Annotated in this window: 14 protein-coding genes; 4 read left to right on the top strand and 10 right to left on the bottom strand. The window is 67.5% G+C overall.

Annotated elements, in window-relative coordinates:
• The first annotated feature begins 53 nt into the window (after positions 1-53).
• The gene (locus DEP02_RS04720) at positions 54-1,226 is read left to right on the top strand and encodes a serine hydrolase domain-containing protein (protein WP_112466065.1); all 1,173 of its coding nucleotides are present in this window, start codon (positions 54-56) and stop codon (positions 1,224-1,226) included.
• A 100-nt stretch (positions 1,227-1,326) separates the two neighbouring features.
• On the opposite strand, the gene DEP02_RS04715 is transcribed toward DEP02_RS04720, so the two are convergent.
• The 7 genes from DEP02_RS04715 to DEP02_RS04680 form a co-directional block, all read right to left on the bottom strand.
• A complete protein-coding gene (locus tag DEP02_RS04715; RefSeq protein WP_112466053.1) occupies positions 1,327-3,012 on the bottom strand; it encodes a TIGR04141 family sporadically distributed protein in 1,686 nt (561 codons plus the stop codon).
• A 147-nt stretch (positions 3,013-3,159) separates the two neighbouring features.
• Positions 3,160-3,570 (bottom strand): hypothetical protein, encoded by a 411-nt coding sequence (locus DEP02_RS04710; protein WP_232838960.1) that lies wholly within the window; start codon positions 3,568-3,570, stop codon positions 3,160-3,162.
• Positions 3,567-6,044 carry an AAA family ATPase gene (locus tag DEP02_RS04705; RefSeq protein ID WP_112466052.1) on the bottom strand — a complete coding sequence of 826 codons (2,478 nt, stop codon included), beginning with the start codon at positions 6,042-6,044 and terminating at the stop codon, positions 3,567-3,569. The genes DEP02_RS04710 and DEP02_RS04705 overlap by 4 nt, the downstream gene beginning before the upstream one ends.
• 657 nt (positions 6,045-6,701) lie before the next feature.
• Complete coding sequence (locus tag DEP02_RS04695) at positions 6,702-9,962, bottom strand: type I restriction endonuclease subunit R (protein WP_112466050.1); 3,261 nt, start codon at positions 9,960-9,962, stop codon at positions 6,702-6,704.
• The gene (locus DEP02_RS33260; protein ID WP_157977367.1) at positions 9,959-11,176 is read right to left on the bottom strand and encodes a restriction endonuclease subunit S; all 1,218 of its coding nucleotides are present in this window, start codon (positions 11,174-11,176) and stop codon (positions 9,959-9,961) included. Before DEP02_RS33260 ends, DEP02_RS04695 begins: the two co-directional genes overlap by 4 nt.
• Positions 11,169-12,809, bottom strand: a complete 1,641-nt coding sequence (locus tag DEP02_RS04685; RefSeq protein WP_112466049.1) for a class I SAM-dependent DNA methyltransferase — start codon at positions 12,807-12,809, stop codon at positions 11,169-11,171. Before DEP02_RS04685 ends, DEP02_RS33260 begins: the two co-directional genes overlap by 8 nt.
• A 71-nt stretch (positions 12,810-12,880) precedes the next feature.
• Positions 12,881-14,971 carry an N-6 DNA methylase family protein gene (locus DEP02_RS04680; protein WP_198668280.1) on the bottom strand — a complete coding sequence of 697 codons (2,091 nt, stop codon included), beginning with the start codon at positions 14,969-14,971 and terminating at the stop codon, positions 12,881-12,883.
• A 468-nt stretch (positions 14,972-15,439) separates the two neighbouring features.
• Here DEP02_RS04680 and DEP02_RS04675 point away from each other — a divergent pair, with 468 nt between their 5' ends.
• Complete coding sequence (locus DEP02_RS04675; protein ID WP_112466048.1) at positions 15,440-16,240, top strand: hypothetical protein; 801 nt, start codon at positions 15,440-15,442, stop codon at positions 16,238-16,240.
• 195 nt (positions 16,241-16,435) lie between these two features.
• Here DEP02_RS04675 and DEP02_RS04670 read toward each other — a convergent pair whose 3' ends face one another.
• The 3 genes from DEP02_RS04670 to DEP02_RS04660 all read right to left on the bottom strand — a co-directional run bounded on the left by DEP02_RS04670 (position 16,436) and on the right by DEP02_RS04660 (position 20,165).
• Complete coding sequence (locus DEP02_RS04670; RefSeq protein ID WP_112466047.1) at positions 16,436-16,837, bottom strand: hypothetical protein; 402 nt, start codon at positions 16,835-16,837, stop codon at positions 16,436-16,438.
• Positions 16,837-18,480 carry an AbeC-like domain-containing protein gene (locus tag DEP02_RS34350; RefSeq protein ID WP_232838959.1) on the bottom strand — a complete coding sequence of 548 codons (1,644 nt, stop codon included), beginning with the start codon at positions 18,478-18,480 and terminating at the stop codon, positions 16,837-16,839. Before DEP02_RS34350 ends, DEP02_RS04670 begins: the two co-directional genes overlap by 1 nt.
• Positions 18,481-18,770: 290 nt before the next feature.
• Entirely contained in the window at positions 18,771-20,165 is a 1,395-nt protein-coding gene (locus DEP02_RS04660) for a hypothetical protein (RefSeq protein WP_232838958.1), read from the bottom strand.
• A 532-nt stretch (positions 20,166-20,697) separates the two neighbouring features.
• Here DEP02_RS04660 and DEP02_RS04655 point away from each other — a divergent pair.
• Positions 20,698-20,937, top strand: a complete 240-nt coding sequence (locus tag DEP02_RS04655) for a hypothetical protein (RefSeq protein ID WP_112466045.1) — start codon at positions 20,698-20,700, stop codon at positions 20,935-20,937.
• A gap of 13 nt (positions 20,938-20,950) precedes the next feature.
• On the top strand, positions 20,951-23,194 hold the full coding sequence (locus DEP02_RS04650; protein ID WP_112466044.1) for a hypothetical protein: 2,244 nt from the start codon (positions 20,951-20,953) through the stop codon (positions 23,192-23,194).
• The last annotated feature ends 279 nt before the right edge of the window (positions 23,195-23,473 follow it).

Raw genomic sequence — 23,473 nt, 5'->3', positions numbered from 1 at the left:
GGGGGCGAGCCCGCCTCGCCGGGGAGAGCGGCCGAACTGCCAGGATGAACGGCATGACGACGATCGACGGTGAGGTGGCACCCGGATTCGAACCGGTGCGTGAAGCATTTACGGCGAACTTCGCCCGGCACGGGGACATCGGCGCGGCGGTGTGCGTGTACCGATACGGCCGGCCGGTGGTGGACCTGTGGGGCGGCGTCGCCGACCCGGAAACCGGTCGTCCGTGGACGCGGGACACGCTGCAACTGGTCTACTCGGCGACCAAGGGGGCGACCGCGACCGCGGCACACATGCTGGCCGAGCGCGGCGCGCTGGACCTGGACGCGCCGGTGGCGAAGTACTGGCCGGAGTTCGCCGCGAACGGCAAGGCGGACATCCCGGTGCGCTGGCTGTTGTCCCACCAGGCCGGCCTGATCGCGCTAGACCAACCGGTCCCGCTGAACCAGGCGTTGGCCTGGCATCCAATTGCGGCGGCACTGGCCGATCAACGCCCCCTGTGGACTCCGGGCACGGCTCACGGGTACCACGGCCGGACCTGGGGCTGGCTGGTCGGCGAGGTGATCCGCCGAGTATCCGGCCGCTCGCCGGGCCGCTTCTTCGCCGACGAGATCGCGGCCCCTCTCGGGCTGGACTTCTTCATCGGATTGCCGGCGGGTGAGCGCGACCGGGTCAGCCGCATGGTGTACCGGCGGCCGGACGTCGACTTCACCACCGTGCCCGCCGAGTCGCTTCCCGAGGAACTCCGCGAACAGGTCGCCGCCTGGCGCGACCCGAACTCATTCAGCAACAGGGCGTACGCGGTCACCGACCCCGCCGAGATCGATTTCGATTCACCGGAGGTGCAGGCCGCGGAGCTCCCGGCCTCCAACGGCATTGGCACCGCACGTGGACTGGCGCGCATGTACGCTGCGCTGATCGGCGAGGTGGACGGCGTACGCCTGCTCACCCAGGAAACCCTGGCGTCGGCGACCAGTGAGCAGGCCGGCGGGAAAGATCAGGTGATGCTGATCCCGAGCCGCTTCAGCGCCGGATACATGCTGCCCACCGATACCAACCCCATGACCGGCCCGAACGCCTTCGGCCACACCGGCCGAGGCGGCTCACTCGGCTTCGCCGAACCCGAGCACGGCATCGCTTTCGGTTACGTGATGAACCACATCATCGGGGGTCCCGACGATGTGCGTGCGGCGTCGCTGGTCGACGCGGTGCGAAGGTCACTGATGTAACAGCTGGCATCGTGGTGGCCCTGGTCCGCCGTCACAGCCAACCCGAGGTCCGGAACGGCTCGTCGGCAACGTCGGCGTACGGTGTTGCGGTGCGCGACGGCTACGCCGCCAACCGCCGGATCCCAGTCGAGGTGCCGGGCGGCGGAGTGGAAGCGATACCGACGACCTCGACCTGAACACCCCACGCTTCGAGCGTCCTGGCCGTCTGTACCAGGGTGACCTGCGAGAACGGGAACAAAGTGTCGGCGGTCAGATCGGTGCCGTCCTTCAGCAGGATCGCGAAGACGACCTTCGAAGGCCGGAAGCCTTCCGGCAGGCCGCTTCCCTTCCGGGCCGCGGCCACCTTCTCGGCGAACCGCTCCCTCCCCTCCGGGGAGTTCCGCAGAGTCTGTACAGCGACAAGCGCTTGGCTGAAGAGGTGGCTCAGCGCGTCGGAGCCCTTGGCGCGCTTCACCATGACCAAGACGTTGTCCGGGCTCAGCAGATCGCAGATCTCCACGCCGTTCCCGCGGTGCAGCGCGGTCTGAACGTTGTCGCGGTCGAAGCAGACGTACCCGGGCCGCTGGTCCGGCACGGACTCGTTGTACGTGCGCTCCTTGTCTCCGAGGACCCACGGGGGCAGGTCGACGGATGGGGAATCGGTGATCAGCCGCTCGGCATGCGAGCGAATCGCCTTCAGGTACTCCTGGTCGATCTCGTACCAGTGCTCGTCCATCAGGAAGAACCGGCGGGAGTCGAGGAACACTTCCGCCTCGATCCACCGGAGCGCGCTGGACGTCCAGATCTCGTCGGCCCGATCAGCGCGGCTGTGCCGGTAGAGGGTAACGGTCCCTTCCCGGAGCGCGGTCACGCGGCTGCCCGCACGCTGGACACGCGCCCGGCAGAGGACGTACTCGAGGTCGAAGTCGTCGGTCGACCGGCCGGCCTCGTCGCTCTTGATCCTGGCCCTGAACGCCCGGGCGGCCTCGTAGTCGTCCCAGTGGTCGGCGGGGACGGCGACGCTGATCCTCCCGTCGGGCTCCTGGCCCAGGAGGTCGTCGAGGACGGCCTCCAGGCGGGTGAGAAGGAGGGGATCACTGACGGGCACGACGTGCTCGACGAACTCCAGTTCCGGGCTCGGCTTCTCCTCGCGCAGCACACGGGCGATCGCACGGATGTCGGAGATCAGGTCGGTGCCCTCCATACCGAGCCGCAGACGCAGACCGGCACCGCCCTCGGCGCTGGAGATCCGCGCCGGGTTGTCCCGGGAGATGGTGAGCGGGATGTCGTCCAGGTGGCCGCCGAGGCGACGCACAATCTGCGCGTGCTCCACGATGCCCAGGCTCCACACCGAGGCGCCGCCCGGGATCAGGGTGATGTCGGTGCGCCCTCCACCTGGGGTGTGCGACACCAGGTCCCGGATCCTCCCAGGGTCCACCCGGCGGGACGCGAAGCTCAGTCCGAAGCGGTGGTCCTTCAGCCTGTCGGGCACCAAGCGGAAGCCCTGGTCGTAGCCGATGGCGTACACCTCCCCGTCGACGGCGAGCATCAGTAGTCCGGCCGAGCGGTTGACCGGCAGCGACACTTCGACACCCGTCGTACGGAAGACCTCGTTGCACCAGCTCGCGACGGGCTGCTCGAAGCTGCCGGTGACCAGGACCGCCGGTACGTCGAGGCGCTCAGGGATGTCGAAGTCCGCGTGGACCCGTTCCAGCTGATCCGTGTCCAGAGCGTCGAACATCGCCTCGACGGTGGGAGTGACGCCCCTGAGCCGGTACAGGGTTCGCTTGGACGTGCGGGTTGCCATGGGGTCGCTCCTTGTGCGCGGGGACGATAACCGTCCCCGTGGCGTCGTTCTCACGTGTGTCTCCTTGCGGCGGCGCTCTTCGCGCCGCAGCGGGCAGGCTCCGCCTTCCTGGTCACCGAACCGGCGGAAGGCGGTGGCCGAAGGTGGTCAGTGGGCCAACAGCGCGATGACCGCCGCGACTTCGGTCCGCCAGGCACGCACCTGGTCCTCCGTGGGACCGATCTCGTACTGGTGGTAGTGGCATCCCAGGCAGAGCCGGCTCCACGCGGCCTTCGCCCGGCGAGCGGTCCCGGCTTCGGCACAGCAGCGGAGCCAGAGGAGCGCTCCCCGCATGGAGCCCTCACGGATCGTGCGCGGCGCACCGTGCGCCGTGAGGCAGGCGGCGACCGCGCTCTCCAGCGCGGCCCGGAGAGCGAAGGCGGCACCCCGGCACCGACTCGCCGCGGTGGCGGTGAGCACGGCGGGCTGGGCGGGTGTGGCCGCGGCGTCCACGGGTCCGCCGTTGTTCTCGATGAGCAGGTCGGCGGTGTCCATCAGCTGGCGGATCGTCGGGGTCACGGCGTGGTCTCCTCCGGCTTGCGCACCGTCTGGGCGACGGCCGCGATGTCCCCCACGAACCGGAGGGGATCCGGCATCGGGGTGCCGGACGGGTGCACCCCCTCCTGACACCGCCGGATGAGGTCCACCGCCCCGGGGCCACACCGTCTGCGCAGCTCGCGGTAGACGTCACCCGTCCTGGACGGGTCCCCGAAGAGCCCCAGGGCGGCGATGTCCATCAACCTGACGGCGACCGTGATGGTCTTCTCCGCCTCGTGCTCGGTCAGTCCGGCGCGGTGCAGGCGCAGCCACGCAGCCTCGGAGAAGGCGCGTTCCAGGACAGTGCGGCAGAGGCCGGGTAGAACGTGAGTCATGGCAACCGGCGGGAGGTTCGGCGTACGGGCAAGGGCGCGGGCGTCGGCCAGCGCCTGGCTGACCGGATCGGTCACCCGGCGCACGGTCACCGCCGAACTCCCCTCCCGCTCCACCTCCAGTACGGTCACCGGCAGCTCCTGGTTGGTGAAGGCCCGCTGGAGCCGCGTGTCGTGGGTGAAGACCACGATCTGCCGGGTTTCGCCGAGGTCGTGCAGGACCTTCGCGAGGCCGTGGACCTTCGCGGGGTCCATGGACTGCACGGGGTCGTCGATGACGATGAACCCGAAGGGGCTGTCCGGTGCGGCGGCACGCGGCAGGAAGAGCGAGAGCGCGAGGGAGTGCAGTTCGCCCTGGCTCATGACGCCGAGGGCCGCCGCCTCCGTACCGTCCACGGACACATCCATTACGAGCTTGCGCACGGCGGCCTTCTCGCTGCCGGTCAGGCGTACGGAACGCAGGTCGACATTGCTCTGCTGGCGCAGTTCCTCCCAGATCCGCTGCGAGTGGTCTTCGAAGGGCCGCAGCCGTTCCTCGCGCAGCTCGGCGCACGCCTCCTTGAGCCACTTGCGGGCCGCCCTGACCTGGCGCAGCCGCGGCTTGCCGGCGTCAGCGGCGCGCGCCTGGCCGAGCCAGGCGGCGAGGCGGGTGACACAGCGCCGCCACTCCTCGTCGAGCTTCTCCAGCTCCCGGGCGGCCTCCTCCCGCAGGGCCGCGCAGGCGTCGGCGAGGACCAGCGCGGCAGTCTCGGCGCGGGCGGCGAGCCGCTCGGCGTCGTCGATCGTCCGGCAGGCCGTCCACTCCTCCCACGGGTCGACGAGCGGGTCGGGCAGCCCCGCGGGGACCCTCGTGACGAGGTAACGGACGGCATCCCTCGCGTCCCGCAGCCTGGTGCGGGCCTGCTGCGCGGTGGCGGCCTCCTGCCGCAAGGCCGCCACCTGTTCGGCGGCCCGTTCGGCCCATTCCTCATCGAGCGGCCGGTCGGACCCGCACACCGGGCAAGTGCCCTCGTCCGTGTGCCGACGGCTGTGCTCCAGGGCCTTGGCCAGCAGTTCGGCGCGTTGGTGGGCGTCCTCGGCACCCGAGGCGCGTACGTCGTCGAGTACGGCCACGGCCTCGCGCAGCCGGTCCACGGCCGTGCCGACCGCGGCGAGGTCGGGACCGGCCAGCTCGACGGTCGCACGCAGCTCCCGGAGACGGTCGTCGTCCGCATCGGGCAGTCCGGTCACGAGGGCGTTCAGCCCGTCGAAGTCGGGAGTGCCCGCCCCGCTGATGGCCTCGAGCGCGCGTTCCGCCCGGGGATCGTCCAGCGCGGACAGCGCCTCGATGAGTGCGGGTAGTTCGGCCTCGGCCGTCCTCACCGCGGAGTTGAGCGCCTTCTCGACGACCTGGAGCCGCTCGTCCGCGGCCGTCAGCTCGCCGAGCCCGAGAATGGTGGCGACCGAGTCGTACAGGTCACAGGGCCTGCCGCTGATGACCTTGTCGAGATCGGAGTACGACAGGAAGGGCCGGTAGTTGTTCAGCGCCTGCTTCCAGCCGACGTCCTCGAAGGGCCGCCGGCCGTGGCCCGGACGCTTGAACTCGACCTCGGGGGTCGTGACGTCGTCGCCCGGCCAGGTGCACGTCAGCGTGGACGACCGGGGGTCTCCCGCGATGGCGAGCCGGACCTCGACCTTCGGATCGGCCCCGTCGTGCAGGTTGCGCCAGTGCCGACGCCACACCTCGCCGCGCTGCCTGTCGAGGCGGGCGGTCCGGCCGGTGAACGCCGTCTCGGCGCCCTCGGCGAAGCTGGACTTCCCCGAACCGTTGCGTCCCACCACGAGGGTGACACCGGGCTTCGCGCTCAGGGGCAGACGTGCCTTGCGTCCGATGCCACGAAAGCCGCTGACGCTGATGGATTCGAGGAACACCTGGTGGTCAGGGTGCGGACCGACGGAGGCACCCGAGTCGGCTCCCGCCTCGCCCAGCGCCTCGCGAATGATTTCCTTGGCCGCCTCGGCTAGAGCGGACACTTCGAGGCGGCTGGCCAGCCGGGAGAGCGTCGAGGAGCCGCCACTGCCGGGTGTCTGCCCGGTCTGCTCGACGCTCTCCGGGGGCTGGTTCTGCTCGGGGTGTTCCGCCATGGTGCTCTCCGCCCTTCCGTGGTCCGTTCCAAGGAGTCGGCCGGGCGGGGCGCGGTGAGGGATGATCCTCCGGCTCTGCGCGAGCCCGGTGTGACGGAACAGAAGTTAGAGACAGAGAGGTGTTGCACTCCACTGGTTCAGCGATAACGAGGGTTATCGCAACTTCCAGCTTTATTAGGCAACTTGACGCCGGACAGACGCCCCCACCCATGCCATCTCACTCACGGGTCGACGTGGCTCCGACCCCCACCGCACGGTCAGGGCGCCCACAGGAGCAGTCCTCGACCAGGCCCACTCGGGGTATGAGCAGGGCGGAGCCGCGGACGACCGCTTCGCGGTGGTGGCGTCCGCGGCCTCGATACGAACCAGGCCCGCAGCCGCGTCGAGGGCGAGCCGAAGACCGAAGTCACACCCGGGAACTCGACCCTGCTGTACGGCGCTCGCGGCAAGTTCGCCGACGGCGAGGGCGACCGTGCACGACACGTCCGGCGCCAGCAGGGAGCTCCGCTCCTCCATACATCGGGCGGCGAGACATCGGGCGAGCCGCGCGCTTCGTGGTGAGGAGACGAACTATCGCGCGACAGTTTGCACCATAAATCGAGCACACTACCCGTAACGGGCGGACCGCCACATTTGGTCCACCCGTCGCGTTCGCGTCTACTTCGCGGCAGGCGCCCACAGGGCGGCCACGATCTCCATCTGCTTGAGGACGAGGTCGACCGCCTCGCGCTCCTCCTCTGGCGGGTAGTCGAACATCGCCAGCACGCGGCGGATGCGAGTGCGCAGCTTGGCCCGGACGGGCTCGCGGGAGAGCCAGTCGACGGAGAGGTTCTTCCTAATGTCCTTCACCAAGGCTCGGGCAATGTCGGCGAGGGTGTCTTGGCCGCCTTCCATCAGCTCGGCCATGTCGCGGTGGGCGACCGCGTCATAGAAGGCCAACTCGGCGTGGCTGAGCGGCGGGTCGAACTGCTCGCCGCGGCGGGCCTCCGCCGATACCTCCCTCGCCAAGGCGGCGAGTTCGGCGATGACCTGTGCGCTGGTGAGCTGCTGAAGCATGTACCGCTTCATCAGGTCGTCGAGGCGCTTGGAGAAGCTCTCGTTCCGAACGACGTTGTGCTTGGTCACTTCGCGCATCTTCTGCTGGATCATGCGGCGTAGCGCCTCGGTGACCAGGTGCGGGGTCTCGGAGTTCTCCAGCTTGCGCAGCTGCGCCTCGTTGATGCGGGTGATGTCCAGCCGGCCGATCCCGGCCTCCGCGTACAGGTCGGTGATCTCGTCGGCGTCGACGACCGAAGCCGCCAGGGCCTGGAGGTAGCGCTGGACCTCGGCGCTGAGCGGCTGCCCACTCGCCTCGCGCTGGGCGGCGTCGAGCTTGATCATCCAGGCCCGAACCTCGCTGAAGAAGGCGATGTCACGGCGCCAGTCGTCCAGGTCCTCGCAGCGCTCGGCGATCTCGCGGCTCATCGCACAGACGCGGTAGAAGCGGTCGAGCCGGGCGGCGCTGTCCTTGAAGCGGGCGGAGAGCGGCTTGGCGCCGGGCTCGACCTGGTTGCCCGGGTTCTTCGGGGCACGCAGGAAGTCGGCGGTCAGCCGCAGAGCGCGCTTGCGGGAGTCGGGACGGCCGGTGTCGGCCAGCCACTCCCTCCAATGGCACCCGGCCAGCAGCCCCTTAATGGTGGACAGCTCGTTCTTGACCTCGGTGATGGCCCGCTCGATGTCCGCGCCGAGCGTCTGGTCCTTGCGGTCCTGGTCCGAGTACTCGCGCAGGGCCTTGGCGAGGTTGTCGGTGAGTGGCGCGTAACCAACCAGGAGGCCGTCCTGCTTGCCCCGGAAGCGGCGATTAACGCGGGCCAGGGCCTGCATCAGGTTGGCGCCCTGCATGGGGCGGTCCATGTACAGGGTGTGAATGGGCGGCGCGTCGTAGCCGGTGAGCAGCATGGAGTGGACGATCAGCAGTTCCAGCTCGTCGTCCGGGTCCTTGGCGCGGGCCTGGACGACCTTCTGTTGCGACGGCCGCAAAGCGTGCTTGCGTAGGTGTTTCTCGTCGGAGGGGTCACTGTGGAAGACGATCTTCATGACACCCTGGTCGGCTTCCTTGCCAACCCATTCCGGCCGCCGCTCGGCCAGCGCGTCGAAGAGGGACACGCAGATGTCGCGCGTCATACACACCACCATCGCCTTGCCGGGACCACCGAGGTCCGGCTTGACCAGTTCCCGGCGCGTTTCCCAGTGGGCGATCAGGTCGTCGGCGAGCTTCGCTATCCGGTCGGGGGCGCCGTAGACAGTATTCATCGTCGTGGCGTATTTGATGACGCGACGGCGCTCGGCGTCGTCCATGCCCTCGGTCAGGCTGTTGGCCTGCTCGTCGATCTTGCCCGGGTCCACGCCCTTGGGCAGGTCGACCTCGATGACGCGCGGCTCGTGGAACACGCGGACCGTGGCCCCGTCGTCGACGGCCCGCTTCAGGTCGTACACGTCGATGTACTCGCCGAAGACGGCGCGGGTGTCGGCCTCCGCCTTCGAGATCGGCGTGCCGGTGAAGGCGAGCAGGGTGGCGTAAGGGAGGGCGTCGCGCAGGTGGCGGGCGTATCCGTCGAGGCTGTCATAGTGCGAGCGGTGCGCCTCGTCGACGATCACCAGGATGTTGCGGCGCTCGGAGAGGAGAGGGTGGGACTTGCCGGCGTCTTTCTCCTCCTTGCTCAGGCCGAACTTCTGGAGGGTGGTGAAGAGAATCCCGCCGACGGTGCGCTCCTTCAGCGCGGTGCGCAGCTCTTCACGCGTGTTGAACTGGTGGGCCTTCTGCTGGAGGAGAGTCTCACTGTCCAGGAAGGTGTCGTACAGCTGGTCGTCGAGGTCGGTGCGGTCGGTGATGACGACGATGGTGGGGTTGTTCAGGGCCGGGTGGCGGGAGACCAGCGCGGCTGTCTCCACCATCTCCTCGGACTTTCCCGCACCCTGCGTGTGCCAGACGACACCGGCCTGCCCGGTCGAGCGGGACGCCGCGACGACCGCGTCCACCGCCTTCTTGACCGCGAAGTACTGGTGCGGCTTCGCGATGCGCTTGCCCGAGAGGGGCTCGCCCGGCTTGGGCGGGGGGAAGTTGACGAAGTTGCGGGTGAGGGAGAGGAACCGGTCCTGGGTGAACAGGCCGTGCAGAGCCAGGTTCAGCGCGTCCACACCGTCGTAGCCGGGCGCGTTGGTGTCGACGCGCTCGCCCTCGTGGTCGACGTTCCAGGGCGCGAAGTGCTCGTACGGCGTGAAGACCGTGCCGTACTTGGCGGTTATGCCGTCCGAGACGAGACAGAGCACGTTGTAGCGGAACGCGATCGGGAACTCCGAGACGTAGGTCTGGAGCTGGGCATGTGCGGACTTGAGGGTCGTGTTCTTGTCGGATGCGCTCTTCAGCTCGACGACGGCGAGGGGAAGGCCGTTGACGTACAGGACGATGTCGAAGCGGCGGTGGCTGCCGTCAGTTTCCCGGACGGTGACCTGGTTGACGGCGAAGTAGCTGTTCGCGTCGGGGTCCGTGAAGTCGACGAGGCGGACGGTCGGGGCCTGCTCGGCGCCAAACTCATCGACGTAGGTCAGCCGGATGCCAGCGGTCAGGTACTCGTGCGCCTGCCGGTTCTCCGGGTACGCCTCGCGGGAGGCAGGATCGGTGGCGATACGGAGGGCTTCCTGGACTGCAGCTGCGGACAGCTCCGGGTTCAGCTTCTCGACGGCCAGCTGAAGCTCGTCGTGCAGGATCAGATCGTCCCAGTCCCGGCGGTGCCCGGTGCCGGGGGCGAGATCCTTGCCAGCCTTGACCTCCCACTCCAGCTCGCGAAGCTCCTCTAAGGCGAGGCGCTCCCAGGTGGCCTCGGTCATCTTGGCGTCGAGGTGGGCGGGGGTGTGCTCGCTGCCGCTCTCGGTGGTCATACGGCGTCCTCCACGATCTTCTCAGCGTCACGGACGCGGAGCTTGCCGGACATTAGTTGAGGGAGGAGGGTGTCTCGGAGGGTGACCAGGGTGCGCGATTCGGCCGTTGCTTGAGCAGCCTTGCCATGCAGTGGTGAAACAGCCTGCGCGAACTCGGCGGTACTCTGGTCACTCGCCAACCGGATCGGCATGCCCTTGAAATTCTTGCGACTCAGCTCTAGGAAAGTCGATCCATTAGCCAGGCTGATCATTTCATCCACGCGAGAGCGCATTTCATGAAGCAGCCACCATCGAAGCTCCTCGGTTGGCGGCAGAACAACGATGAACCCCTGGTTTACCGCAGCGGGCATCTGCGGCAGAGCAAAAGCCCCAATGGTTGCACGAGAGGTCATGAAGATGGACTGCGCCGGGTAGAGCTGCGATGCACAATTCTCCAACCCCTTGTCCGTGATGGTCCGGCTGGTTTCAAAGAGGTATGGCGCAGACAGCGCGGTTACATCCGTTGGAGTGGTCCAAGCAATCCCCCCACCCCAATAACCCTCTTTCTTCGTACTGGGTGTCCCTCCGCCGACAACAGCAGCTGCCGAACCAAACGTCTCGGGCCCGAAATCCAACTCTCGAACAGCGCGGGCGTACTGTGCGTCTGCAAGCTCAAGGGCAAGAGTCGCAATGCGCTCGTTGACCGCGATCTTGTCGTCCAGCGCCCCGAGGACACCAGCGATTCCCTCTTGCTCCTGAAGAGGCGGCAAAGTTATCGAGTACTCACAGATTCTACTGGGACTCGTATGCTTCACCGTACTGCCAGTCGCTCCGGCAATGACATGGTGCCGATAAGCAGAGGTACGCATGGCGTAGCACAGGAATCTTTTATTCACGCCAGACGGCTCCAAAAACTGCACCAGACCAATACGCTGATTATGCAGGTACACCGCATCACCAGGGACGAGCGCACCATAACCTAGCGTATCGACCGTTTTACTTAGGTCGGTCATCGTGACAATCAAATCACCTTCACCGAGCACGTATTCTTGGGGAAATTCACCGGTATAGAACTTCGGCTTCGCTTTCTTAAATCCCCCACCCACAGCAAAATTTCCAGGAGTTACCAGTACTGGGCCAGAACCTGGCCGATCACTGAAGTGCTCACCTTTGAAGGCAAACCCATGCTTAATTTTGATGAGTTCGCCCAGCTTGCGCTCACGCCACTCAGCCATCGATCCTCCCCAACTGCTCCCGCACCACCGCATCCAGCCGAGCCGACTCGTCCATCTGCTCGAACAACTCCTTGGTCAGCCGGGCGATCCGCTCCCCCACCGGCTCCGCGTCGGGGTCCTCCTCGACTTCCGCCGCCCCCACGTACCGCCCCGGCGTCAGCACATAGTCGTGCTTCTCGATCTCCTCCAGCGTGGCGCTGTAGCAGTAACCCGGAACGTCCTCGTACGTAAGGCCCTTGTCCTTCGCCGACTTCGTGCCCCGCCACGCGTGGTACGTGTCGGAGATCTTCTCCAGGTCCTCGGCCGTGAGGATCCGCTCCGTGCGGTCGACCATCGTGCCCATGGAGCGGGCGTCGATGAACAGGACCCGGCTCCGCCGGTCCTCCAGCGCCTTCGCGCCCTGCGGTGACTTGTCCTTCGTCAGGAACCACAGGCACGCCGGGATCGCCGTCGTGCGGAACAGGTTGCCCGGCAGGGCGATCATGCAGGAGACCAGGTCCGCCTCGACCATCGCCGCGCGGATCTCGCCCTCGCCCGACTGCTTGGACGACATCGAGCCGTTGGACAGGACCACGCCCGCGCTGCCCCGGTCGCCCAACTTGGAGACGATGTGCTGGAGCCACGCGTAGTTGGCGTTCGACTGGGGCGGGGTGCCGTAACGCCAGCGCCGGTCGTCCGACTTCCTCGCCCAGTCGGACATGTTGAACGGCGGGTTGGCCATCACGAAGTCTGCCTTGAGGTCCGGCAGCTTGTCGTCCGCGAACGTGTCCGCCCAGCGGTCGCCGATGCCCTTGGGGTCCATGCCGTGGATGGCGAGGTTCATCTTCGCCAGGCGCCAGGTGCGCTCGTTGGCCTCCTGGCCGTAGATCGCCAGGTCGTGCGTGTGGTCCTTGCCTTTCCGCCGCTCGACGAACTTGCCGCTCTGCACGAACATGCCGCCCGAGCCGCACGCCGGGTCGTACACCCGCCCCTCGTACGGCTCCAGCACCTCGACGATCAGGCGGACCACGCTCGACGGGGTGTAGAACTCGCCAGCCCGCTTGCCCTCGGCGCGGGCGAAGCGCTCTAGGAAGTACTCGTACGTCTCGCCCAGCACGTCCTGTGCCGGACGGTCGCCGTGCCCCGTGAAGCGGGCGTCGCTGATGAGGTCGACGAGTTCCTTCAGACGGTTCTGGTCGACGTTGTCGCGGTTGAAGATCTTCGGAAGGACACCGGTGAGGGCCTTGTTGGCCTTCATCACCTCGTCCATGGCCGCGTCGAGGAGTGCGCCGACGCCGCCCTCTGCGCTGGCCGCGTTCTCCGAAATGTAGTCCCAGCGGGCGGTCGGGGGCACCCAGAAGACGTTCTTCTCGGTGTACTCGTCCTTCTCCTCCAGGAAGGCCGCCCGGCGGTGCTCGGGGATCTGAGCCAGCTCAGGGTCGGCGGCCAGTTCCTCGCGGCGCTCGGCGAAGGCGTCGGAGACGTACTTCAGGAAGACCAGGCCGAGCACGAACTCCTTGTACTGGGCGGCGTCCATGGAGCCGCGGAGCTTGTCCGCGGCCTTCCACAGGATGTCCTGGATCTCCTTGGTGCTGGAGACACTGAGCAGTTCGCCCTGTCCGGCGGCTGCTGCGGCTCGCTTGCGGGGAGGCATCGTTCCTTCTTCCGAGTGGTCGATGGGTGGGCGTGGATGGCTTTGTATGGTGGCCGGGTCAGGCGTACGGATCAGCGAGAGTGAGCGTGCCGTCCGCCAGGCCGGCGATCGTCAGGTCGCGGGCCTCGGCGAGGGCGTCGGCCTGGGCGAGCAGCAAGCGTTCCCGGTGTTCGGCCTCGGTCAGCAGGGCGTCGAAGCACAGCACCTCGTCCGGTTCGAGGTCGGGGAGCTGGTAGTCCTCGATGCGGCGGGCGGGGCGCACCGCGCTGGGACTGCGGGCGGTGCCCCGGGCCGCACCCAGCAGGACCGCCAGGACTCGCGGGGTCAGCGGGCGGAGGGCGCCGGGGTCGACGCGCAGGTTTTTTAATGATACGGGCGGTGCCCCGGGCCGCACCCAGCAGGACCGCCAGGACTCGCGGGGTCAGCGGGCGGAGGGCGCCGGGGTCGACGCGCAGGACTCGGGCCGGGAAGGCGACCACCGAGAACCCGTCGTGGTCAACGTACAGGCCGAGGCGGGGCGTGAGGGTGTAGACGACGTCACCGGGTTCGGTGAGCGCCACCCGGTTGTACTCGGCGGCCAGGACCAGCCGGTCGATGCGGCGCGCGCCGACGGGCCGTTCGCCCGTGATCTCCTCGGGGCCCAGGACGGCGTGGTGGCCGTCCGCCGTGAGGTGCCGGTCGTCAACGCGGTGGCCGGGGAGCCTGGTCACCCTGCGGTCGGCGATCAGCCCGCCGAGGGTGGTGCGCCGGGGCAGCCGGTCGACCCGACGCAGTACGCCTCCTCGGTAGGGACCCTGCTCGTCCTCGTACGCGCGGGCATCCGCCGTCGCGCGCTCCAGGCGCGCCTCGGCCTCGGCGATCAGGGCCGGGCGTTCGATGACCTTGTCGGACCAGATCGCGGAGGCCGGCGGCGCGGGCGGGGTCAGCGGGCCGCCGAAGGCTCGGTCCAGGTCGGCGATGGAGATCACGCGGCCGTAGCGCGGGTCGTGGCCGTCGAGCGCCCGGAAGCCTTCCGCACGCCAGAGGAGGACGTCCTCGGCGAGTCGCATGCGCACATCCGCCGTGAGCTGATCGGAGCTGATGTCGGCCAGTAAAACCTTGCCCTCCGCCTCGGGGACGGGACCGCGGGTGAGCGTCCACAGCGCGGGGCGGTAGCCGGGGCGGAAGGGCAGGACGCCGCCGGGGAGCGCAATGACGGACTCGACGACGTTGCCGCGCAGGAGGGCTGAGCGGAGCTGGGACGCCTCGGTGTCCTTGAGTTCGTCCACGAGCGCGTCGGCCGGACCCAGGACGAGAGCCGTACAGCCGGGGCGCAGGAGGTCGGCGACGTACTCGACCTCCGCCAGGGCGGTGAGTACGGAACGGTTCTCGCCGGGGCGGTAGGGGAGCTGGGTGACGACGAGGTCCGGGTCCGCGAGGTGCTCCTCCAGATCGGGGCCGGTCTGGACGTCGAGGTCAAGTTCGCTGACGCCCGCGAGGAGAAGGCGGCGGCGCGTGATGCGGGCCAGCCGGTCATCGGGGTCGGCGGCGAGGACGGTGACGCGCTCGCGGTCGTCCGTGTCGTCGAGGAGCGCGGCGAGCAGGTCGCCGGCACGAGCGTGCGGGTCGGCGAGGACGAGGGACTCGCCGTGCTCCAGCCGGATGCGGAGGTCGGTGAGCTGGGTGAGCAAGCGGCTCAGCTCGGGGGCGACGGAGTCGGCGGCGAGGGAGCCCAGGCCAAGCCGGGAGCGGGCGGCGAGCAGCCACTCGTACGCGCCGCGCTCGTCGTAGGCGGCCTCGACCAGGTCCTCGGCGAGGCGGACGAGCGGGGCCGCGGCGGCGTCGAGGGAACGCAGCTCCCGGAGGACGAAATCGTCCTCCTCGTCGATCCGTTCAGCGCGGCGCAGCACGGCGGACCACAGGATTTCGTCCGCTTCGGCGTCGCTCAGGGAACCGTCCGTGCCCTCGGTCAGCGGCCGGCCGTCGAGCCGGCGCAGGCACAGGAGGCTTCCCAATGTCTCGACCAGCTGCCACGGCGTGAACCGGTCCCGCAGCGCGATGATGCCGAAGAGGGCTAGCTCGGAGCGGAGCTCCGTCGGGGCGGCGTTGCCCAGGCCGGACGCGATCAACCACTCGGCCACCTGGGCACCGTCGAACAGCGGCCTTCCCGAGCTCTCGGACATGGCTGCAGGGAAGTCCGGGTGACGGCGACGCCAAGTGGACACGACGGGACGCTTCACCCGGGCGAAAGCGGCGATCTCGGACATCGATACCAGGAGGGGTGCCTGGGCGCGTAGTGTCGTGTCCGGCGAGCCAATGACCACGATATGCACCCCTCCCCGCCCACCTCTCGTCGCATCAGCCGATCCGACCGTAGGCCGGACTTTGCCGCAGGTCACGGCTCCGCCTTCTGCGGTCCCTCACCCGGCGCCACAGAACGATACGACGATCTGGATCCCCTTGTCTGCGAGCGCTTGATAAGCAGGGTTATCAGTCGAACCGCGGACCCCTGGTCACCGGCCCATGACAATGGCTGACGACGCAATCCAGAGGCAGCCCGTCTCCATGGCCAGATGGCAGCGGACCGGGCAGCCTTCGCCATTACTCTGCCTCCGGAGGAATGTGGCGACTGCCGAGACAGGGGGACACAGATGGGTGATCTGGCCAAAGCAGTGGCCGAACTTGAGGAAGAGGTCGAGGACGTCCGCGAGCTGCGGAAGATCGTGGAGCGTCTCGACACGGAAATAGCCGCGCGCATGGAGGAGATCGAGACGATCGGCAGCGCCGTCCTCGATCTTCATGGCGATCTCGACAACCAGACCGCCGAGTACGACTACACGGCCGTCGAGCAGTCCGTCGCATCCCTGCGAGGACTGGTGGACATGGAGGAGGTCCTTCCCGCGATCGACGCCGTACTGCTGCTTACCGCACTGCGCGATGACGAACCCGTACCTGATCTCACTCTGCCGCTGTCGTCGTTCGAGAATGACGACTCCTGGGAACATCCTCGCCTCTCGCAGGAGGATCTGGACCGCGAGTTCGAGGCCGACCTGGCACAGGCGGATCAGCGCTGGGAAGAGATTTGGGGCGACCATGCCTGGGCGGACCCCGACGAACGGGACTCCCAACGGGCCGAGGACCGTGCCGAAGCCGAGCGGGAAGCGATCAAGGACCGCGCCCACCAGGCAGGGGCTCATATCAGGAAGCTCGTCGAGTACATCGGTGACACGCTGTGGCCCGACCTCGTGGAGGCGGTGGAAGCCGGCGATCGGGGACTCGCGGCCCGGGCGCTGGCGGAAGCGTGCGCGGCAGCACGAGAGACCGAACCCGCCTACAAGCTGTACGAGGTCAACCTCTCAGCGCAGTACGAGTCGTCGCCGATGTCCCTCGGCGCCATGGGCGAGTTTCTGAGCGACTTCGAAACATGGTTGAGATCGCCCAAGGACGAGTGACCGGCGATAGGTGCCGACCTGCACAAAACACGTCATCGCCAGGTGGGGTCCTTCCACGGCGCCCTCTCGTGACGTAAGCGTCCGTCCGCGAGAGGCGCCAAGGGCAGGAATGCCCACCTGTCTCTCCAGGGCAGCGCTACGCTGAGCCGTTGTACCCGTGTCGCGGGGCCAGTCGAGGGGACAAAGGTCGACGCCTCAGCCCAGCCACCCGGCAATCGCATGAGCGAGCGCCTCACCTCCTTGCTGCACCACGGTCCCCGCCACCAGGGCCGGCAACGCCTGCACGGCCCCGCGCAGTGCCCCCACTGCCTGCGCGTCCGGTGCCGCCAGCGAGGTGTCGATGGAGTCCACCATGGCGCGGAGCACCTGTGCGTTCGGCAAGGCCGCTCCGTTCCGATCCACCTCGGTGCGGAACGTGGCAAGGAGATCGCGCACGGTTTCCACGTCGACGGTGGCACCCTCGACGGACGCGGACTGGTGGACGTTCGAGATGTTCTGCCCCACCACGTTCTGGAGCGGAGCGGTGTTGTTGCCGCCGATGCTGATGCCCGAGCCGTGTCCCTGTTCCGGTTCGGAACGGCGTCGTCCCACGACCATCAACTTCCTCCTCTTTGAGCCTTGTTGTCCTGGCCGACATTGCTGATGCCGCTGCCGGCCACGTTCTGGATGGGCGCGTTGTTGTCGCCGTAGACCTGGATGTTGGTGATGACCGCGGCCACCTGGCGCTCGTACGGAGCGGTGTCGACGCCCAGCTCTTCGAGGTATTCGGAGACCGTGCGGAAGATGCAGGTCTGCATGAGGACGACGTGTCGTTTGGCGTCGTCGGCCTGGTGCATGTCGGTGACTTCTTCGGTGGAATACCGGTCACGGAGACTGACCGGATCCTTTTCCTCAGCCCGGCCGTCCTCCGACTGCACCCCGAGCCCAAGCCGGGTCACCAGCCGCCACAGTGCGAGCGGCCCGTCGAAGGCATCCAAGAGAGCCTGCACCGCCAGCCAGCCGCACAACCTCATCCCCCGCTTGGCCACGAGTGCGTCCGCCACACTCAGTTCGTTGTAGAGGGGCGTCATCACGTGGGGGCGCAAGGTCAGCCGTAGTTCGCCGGCCTCCAGCGCGGCGTGCGTGAACACGCTGACTACAACCTGGCCGTCCCAACTGACGCACTGTGCCCGCAGATACAGCCGATCCGGCACGCTGGATGGCGACCGGCGGCCCAGGCCGCGCAGGTCCGGCAGTTCCAGCTTCGCGGCGCGGGTCCGTCGCAGCCACAGATCGGACGGGAGCCCGAGGACCTCCGTGACGGAGCAGCCGGGCAAGGGATCGGTGATCTCCCGTGCGCCACGGCCCAGTTCCCTGAGGGCGTCGCCCATCCTCCGCAGCAGTTCACGCTCGCCGAAGGGCTTGACCGATACCTCCGGGTCCTTGGGCTTGAGCGGGATGCCGATGTCAGCCACGCCCCATACATAGCGTCCGGCTCCGACGAAGGTTTCCGGGTGATCGTAGGGCAGTTCGGGCCGCGTCTGTTCGTTGCTGATGAGAGCCATCCGGCGCGTAGCCTTCGCCGATGCCCACGGCAGACGGTCGGACGCGATGCCGTCCCGGACGATCCCGGACAACGCCGCCCGCGTCATGAGGCGATCTCCCACACAGACGAGCACGGCTCCGGCCAGCAGGACGAACGGCAGCAGGAGCAACCCGGTCCGCAGGGCGACTGCCTCGCCGCGTATCGGCTCGTAGGGCACCACCGCGAGTATCCAGGGCACGCACAGAACGAGATACGCCAGACGGGGCGAGGGCGCCAGCCTCGACTTCTTGCCCTTACGGGCTGCCCGTAGCCCGGCCCACCACATGAGGCAAGCCAGCAGGACAGCCCCGCCCCACACGAGGGCGGCCCGTGGGACCGCGTACGCGACAGCGGCGGCCAGAAGCAGTACAAGCGCTCGCCGCAGCCATCGGCGTCGCCGTGCACGCAGACTGTGCGCGATGACGGGCACAAGGTCGAATCCGTACGACGGGACAGGCAGCGGCGGTCCGTGGAGGACGTGATCCCGCACCCACTGGGCCATGTGCTCACCCAGGGGTGGGCAGTCGTCACTGCCCTCCAGGTAGATGCGTCTGCGAGTGCTGCGCCGGGGCTTGTTCGGTTTCTGCTCCTTGCCCCGGATCTTGCGCCACCACACCTTGACGGCTTTGACCCGATCGGGACGGGTGTAGACAGCCTGGCACAGCAGCCTGGTCACCTCCGACGAGGTCGGGTCCACCTCACGGGGGCGACCTCTGTCAGAGGCGACAGGCCCGGTTTGAACCGGCACCGCGGGCCCGTCGACCATTCCTTCCAGGGCGCGCCCATCTCGTACCCGCAGCCCCCGACCGAACCCCATTCCCGCCCCCGTTCGCCGACACGGCGGGCATCCTCACGGTGAAATCTCGGAACCACCAGACCGCAAACACGACAATGCGCTCAACCGATCTGGATGAGTGGAGATTTGACCGAATACCGCCCTCAGCCGAGGGTTCGGCGCGCACGGCGTCAACGCACGCCGCCCCACCCATAGCGTTTCTCTTCGGCTCCGTACGGACTCCAGCCCTTCAGATACGGCTTGAGGTCCTCCGGTTGCGGCTCCCTCGGCGTCGGCATGGTGGGCAGTTGATGCAACGGGTCCACGGACTGCGCGTACCGGCGCGCCCAGGCCAGCCATCGGCGCGCTGAGGCGACTTGGGGCTCCTCCCCGCCGGCCTCCTCCGCGATTCGGCGTTCCAAGGCATCGCAGTACGCGCGCAGCGCTGTTGCCTCCTGCCATCTGCCGGTCTGTTCGAGGAGTGTCTCAGCGAACTGGGCCTGTACTGCCTGCTCCTTCGCCTTCTCCATGGCCGCTCGCCAGCGGACCTCTCGGTCCATCCTGGCCCGCGCCTCAGTCTCCTTTCGCCGGACCTCCTCCACAGCCCGGGTTTCGATCTCCTTCAACACCGCGCCCAGGACGTCCTCCAGCACCCACCGCTTGCGATCGCCCCACCTGCTCTGCCGGGCCGAGCGCGGATAGCCGAGTTCGATGACGAGTTTCCGAGACCGTTCCGGATCAGTGGACTGGGGGAACTCCTGCTGAATCGTGACCGCACAGGCGTAACCGTCGACGACCACGTCGGCCTCGCCGACGCGCCACGAGCAGCCTGGCCGGTCCCGTACCTCGTATCCCCGCCGTACCGCTTCGGCGGCCAGGCCCTGAAACAGTAGGAGCGCCCGGCGACGGAGCGCCGTCGGCATCATCAGCCGTCTCTCGTCGTCCTTCAGCGCCGCCACGACCGGGTGCGCCGAGCGCAGTTGCGCGGGAACCCTGACGCGCGGCGCCTCGTCCGGTGCCTGCCCCCGCGAGTTCGGGTGCGGGCCCGTCGCCAAGTACAACTCCAGTCCACGACTGCCGTGACTCCGCTTCTCGATGCGCTTACCGGGAGGCTCAAGGCCATGCCGTTTCGCGTAGTTGATGGCGCGCCGCCACTCCGTCACCTCTGCCTCGTCGGGATCGAGGACAATGACACTCCCCTCAGCGATGAGCCGCTCAACGAGATCAGTCGCCTTGGCACGCCGTGCCCGAGCCACGGGTCTCTCGCTATACGGCACGGAACTCCGTCTGCGGGCCGCAGGCCGGATCCCGTCACCACCTGGTGAGGCAGCGCCCGGCTCTCCCGAGCCCGGAGCACCCTCCGCTGCACCATCGGCCTGCACCGGGTGATCCGGATGGCGGCCGTGTTCAAGATAGAAGCTCCCGGCCTGCGTGACCTGTACCTCGACGACACCGCCTCCACGCTTGACCGTCACCAACCCGCGGTCCCGCAATGCGTATACCGAACGCCACGCACCCGCGCCGTGCGTATCGAGCGCCTCGCCGGCCGCGAGACGACCGAGGAGTGCCTGCTGCCGCTCGTTCAAAGGGGACCACCGATGCATGGGCCCCAGCCCACACCGCACCCCACCGGTCCGCAATGGCTCGTACGAGTGGCAGCACCCGCCCGCTCGCCACCCTCGGCATCACGCGATCAAACGGACACATCGCCTGAACGACGCCGCTCTGGCGCCATACCCGCACGTGCACGGTGTGGAATCCCGCCCGGCGGCGACCCATCTGAATTGTTTACAACAACCGGGGGACCTACCACTAGTTCGTCGATTCGTCAATCCCGTCAGTCGTTCGAAACCTTCCTCACGCGCAAGGTCGACACCCCTACGCGGGGACGCCATCCGTTGACTTATTTTTACTAACCTCGAGATTGGAGCACGAGCCCTTCCTCTCTGATAGGTACAGAAGTTCGATCCTCCACTCAATATGGTGAACCGATCGCATAAGCATGGTGATCCTCTGCTTTCCGATGCCAGTATCCTTCTTGTTCCTAACGCACCCATGCGGGGCGAATGTTGGCCGACGGGTCGACGTACGGCCGCTCCTTCCCGAAGGGTCTCAGCCATGCCTTCATCTCCAGATGACGACCATCCTTTCGACGAATCTGCCGAGAAGATCCGGCGCAAGGAGCGGGAGCTGGCTGAAACCGAGGTCAAGTTGGCGCGCCGTGAGTGGATGGCGGACCGGCTAATGATCCTGCGGATCGTCTTCGCGCTGGTCGCACTGGTGACGGGCAATCCGGTCTACCGGTGGGCAGACAGGGGAATCGAGTGGGTTATGGAACATCTCCGGGAATCCGAATGATGTGAGGTAGGGCATGAGCGAGGGCAACGTCAATGGGCCGTTTCCGATTCCGGTTTCCCGGGAGGATCAAGAGGCGTGGATCGAGGCCGTGCTGGCGACCGAGGGGGTGAATCTACCCCGTGGCGCGGTGGAGAACATCGCCCCCTTCATCGTTGATCCCGATGAAACTCTGAGCGAGCCCGATGCACACGGCGTACGCACGCTCAAGGCGAGCGCGGTCCGGCGCATCCGCACAGACGCTGGTGACATGGTCGTTGCCGTTGTCCGAATGCACGGCGTCGGTGGTGTGCTGTGGGGACATAACGAGCGGATCAGCTCGATCTGGCGCTCCGTCGCGGACCCGACGGTCGGCCGGGGGACCGAGCGCACCCTGACCTCGGTCCGGCCGTGGATGAGCGTCGACGACGATGGACGCGAGACGTGTTTCGCCGCGCTAGAAAGCGTCGTGACGAACCGACACACGTTGATCATGAACGCTGAGGACGCGGCGGACGAGCTGAAGAGGCGGGACCGTGTCCGCCCATACGATCTTGAGGAAGACCTCGTCCTCAACGGGCAACAGGACCCCGGAATGTACGTTGCCCAGCAAGTGAGGATCGAGGAGAACTCGGAGAGGGACTCTGACGGCAATCCCCTTTATCCGGACGCCTATTGGGGTTGGATGGCAGTTCGAGGAAATAATCGAACCCAAAAACGGCAATCGATCTTTCGTTTGACCTCCAGTGAAGTGCTGTCCGGTGTCCCGGCAGAGAAACTAGAGCGAGAGGGGGACGAGATCATCTGTGACCCCCGTGACTGGCTCCCTGAATTCTCTGCCGTACTCAACAGGGAGTTCGCGGAGGCGGGCGACGGTGAACTGGACCCCACGAGCGGCTCACGAGCGCGACGCGCCGCCGCCATCGCTGTGGTGGACGCGCATCTGGTGATCGGAACCCCCACTCCGCAGCGGCTCTACCGCATCGTGCAGATGAACAACCGGCGCGATCACGTCCACCCGCCGCTGGAGTTCGACGCCCTCGACCGCTCACGCGCGCTGGGGCGGAGCGTTCTCGGGATGTACGTGGCACAACAAGTCATGGACGAGAAGACAGCGGAGGTCCTTTCCGGGCTCGCGCCGATCCGTGAACTCCCGGATGCGTCGGCGGACATGACGGTCTCAGAATTGCGCGACCTGCGCTCCATGCGACTGTTGCAGGAACTGTTTCCGGTGGATCCACGCAAGCGTCACCTACTGCGGCGCGCGCTCAGCGAGAACCCACCGTCCCAGCTCAAGTCGGGGGAGATCAACCAGCGGGCGCGCACGTGGTCCGCGCTAACCTCCGAGAGCTACCCGGCACCGTGGAACCCGCGCGTGGGCCAGGTCTTCTCCACCCGGGCCCGGGAAGGCATCGTCCTTTCCGGGCGCAGGCTGCCTGACTTGCTCGCCGCCGCGGACACCGATGACGACGCCTTCGACGAACTGGTGTCCTATCGGGCGGCGCACTGGCTCGCCTCCTTCTGCATCATCGAGGCAGATCGGGGCTCGCTCGACGGCCAGGAAGCAATCGGCGACGCGGGGGAACGGGTTCGCCGATCCCGCAGGACCGTCATGAACTGCCTGCAGGCTCTGCGGTACGAGAAGAGCCGGATGATGGCAGTCGGCGTACTGAAGTCGCTGGCCGCGGCCATGGACGACGGGGATCGGCGGCCTTGGCGCGTTAGCGGCTCCGGCAAGGAGATGCCGGGACGGGAGATGACACCGCTCTGGTTCGACAGCGCATTCCCGAAGGACACAGGGACCCGGCCCCGCAAGACCGTGGCCTCTGCACCAGCGTTGCCCACGACAGTGGCGGTATCCGCCCCCCTTCCTTCGCCTACGCTACCTGCGCTCTCACCCATGCCACCAACGCCCTCACTCGTGACATCAACGCCCGCACGTCCTCCCGCGCCGGCGCTCACCCCTGCGGTCCCGGTCCAGTCCAAGGTGCCAGCCACCGATGAGCCCGACGAGGCCGACAGTTCAGCCCCCTCCCCCGAGGAACCTCTCACCCTCGAGGCTCTGATGGCCCGAGTCGAGGAACAGATCCGTGGCCTGCATGCGGCCTCCGCCGAGATCGGCGAACTCCTCGGACACCTCGCGGAACAGAGCCGCGCGGCGTCCGTCGACCACCCCATCAGCCGACAGCGGGCCGATGCGACCGTGCGCCTACTCAACCAGACGCTGTCCAAGCTGCGCAGACTGCCGGAACTCATGGAGGAGATGACGGAACCCTTCTGACGCGGTTTGTCCCATAGGACCCAGCGGGCTTGACGCCTCCCGCTTGCCCACTGGCTGCGGGCCAGAACCGCGCTTCCTGGCGCCCGGCAGTCGCAGCCAGCATTGCAGCAGGTCAGCAGTCCCAAGAACGTCGATGCCGATGCGCTCGGGGTAGTCGTCGTCCGGCCATAGGAGCTACCCCCGGGTCTGTACGGTCAACGGCTCTGTCCCGTAATCGGTGGTGACGAAGGGTGACGGCCGTCGTTGTTCTGGTGTGCGTGATGTCAACGAGCTTGTGAG

It is taken from the genome of Streptomyces triticisoli, from assembly GCF_003270085.1.
GTDB lineage: Bacteria > Actinomycetota > Actinomycetes > Streptomycetales > Streptomycetaceae > Streptomyces > Streptomyces triticisoli.
The sequence above is the reverse complement of the archived record's forward strand: the minus strand, read 5'-3'. Positions and strand labels throughout refer to the sequence as shown.

Coding starts and splice junctions, on each gene's coding strand:
- DEP02_RS04685 (WP_112466049.1), bottom strand. CDS start 12,809: ATGCCTCCCCGCAAGCGAGCCGCAGCAGCCGCCGGACAGGGCGAACTG.
- DEP02_RS04715 (WP_112466053.1), bottom strand. CDS start 3,012: ATGGCAACCCGCACGTCCAAGCGAACCCTGTACCGGCTCAGGGGCGTC.
- DEP02_RS04675 (WP_112466048.1), top strand. CDS start 15,440: ATGGGTGATCTGGCCAAAGCAGTGGCCGAACTTGAGGAAGAGGTCGAG.
- DEP02_RS04695 (WP_112466050.1), bottom strand. CDS start 9,962: ATGACCACCGAGAGCGGCAGCGAGCACACCCCCGCCCACCTCGACGCC.
- DEP02_RS04650 (WP_112466044.1), top strand. CDS start 20,951: ATGAGCGAGGGCAACGTCAATGGGCCGTTTCCGATTCCGGTTTCCCGG.
- DEP02_RS33260 (WP_157977367.1), bottom strand. CDS start 11,176: ATGGCTGAGTGGCGTGAGCGCAAGCTGGGCGAACTCATCAAAATTAAG.
- DEP02_RS04680 (WP_198668280.1), bottom strand. CDS start 14,971: ATGTCCGAGAGCTCGGGAAGGCCGCTGTTCGACGGTGCCCAGGTGGCC.
- DEP02_RS04670 (WP_112466047.1), bottom strand. CDS start 16,837: ATGGTCGTGGGACGACGCCGTTCCGAACCGGAACAGGGACACGGCTCG.
- DEP02_RS04720 (WP_112466065.1), top strand. CDS start 54: ATGACGACGATCGACGGTGAGGTGGCACCCGGATTCGAACCGGTGCGT.
- DEP02_RS04705 (WP_112466052.1), bottom strand. CDS start 6,044: ATGGCGGAACACCCCGAGCAGAACCAGCCCCCGGAGAGCGTCGAGCAG.
- DEP02_RS04655 (WP_112466045.1), top strand. CDS start 20,698: ATGCCTTCATCTCCAGATGACGACCATCCTTTCGACGAATCTGCCGAG.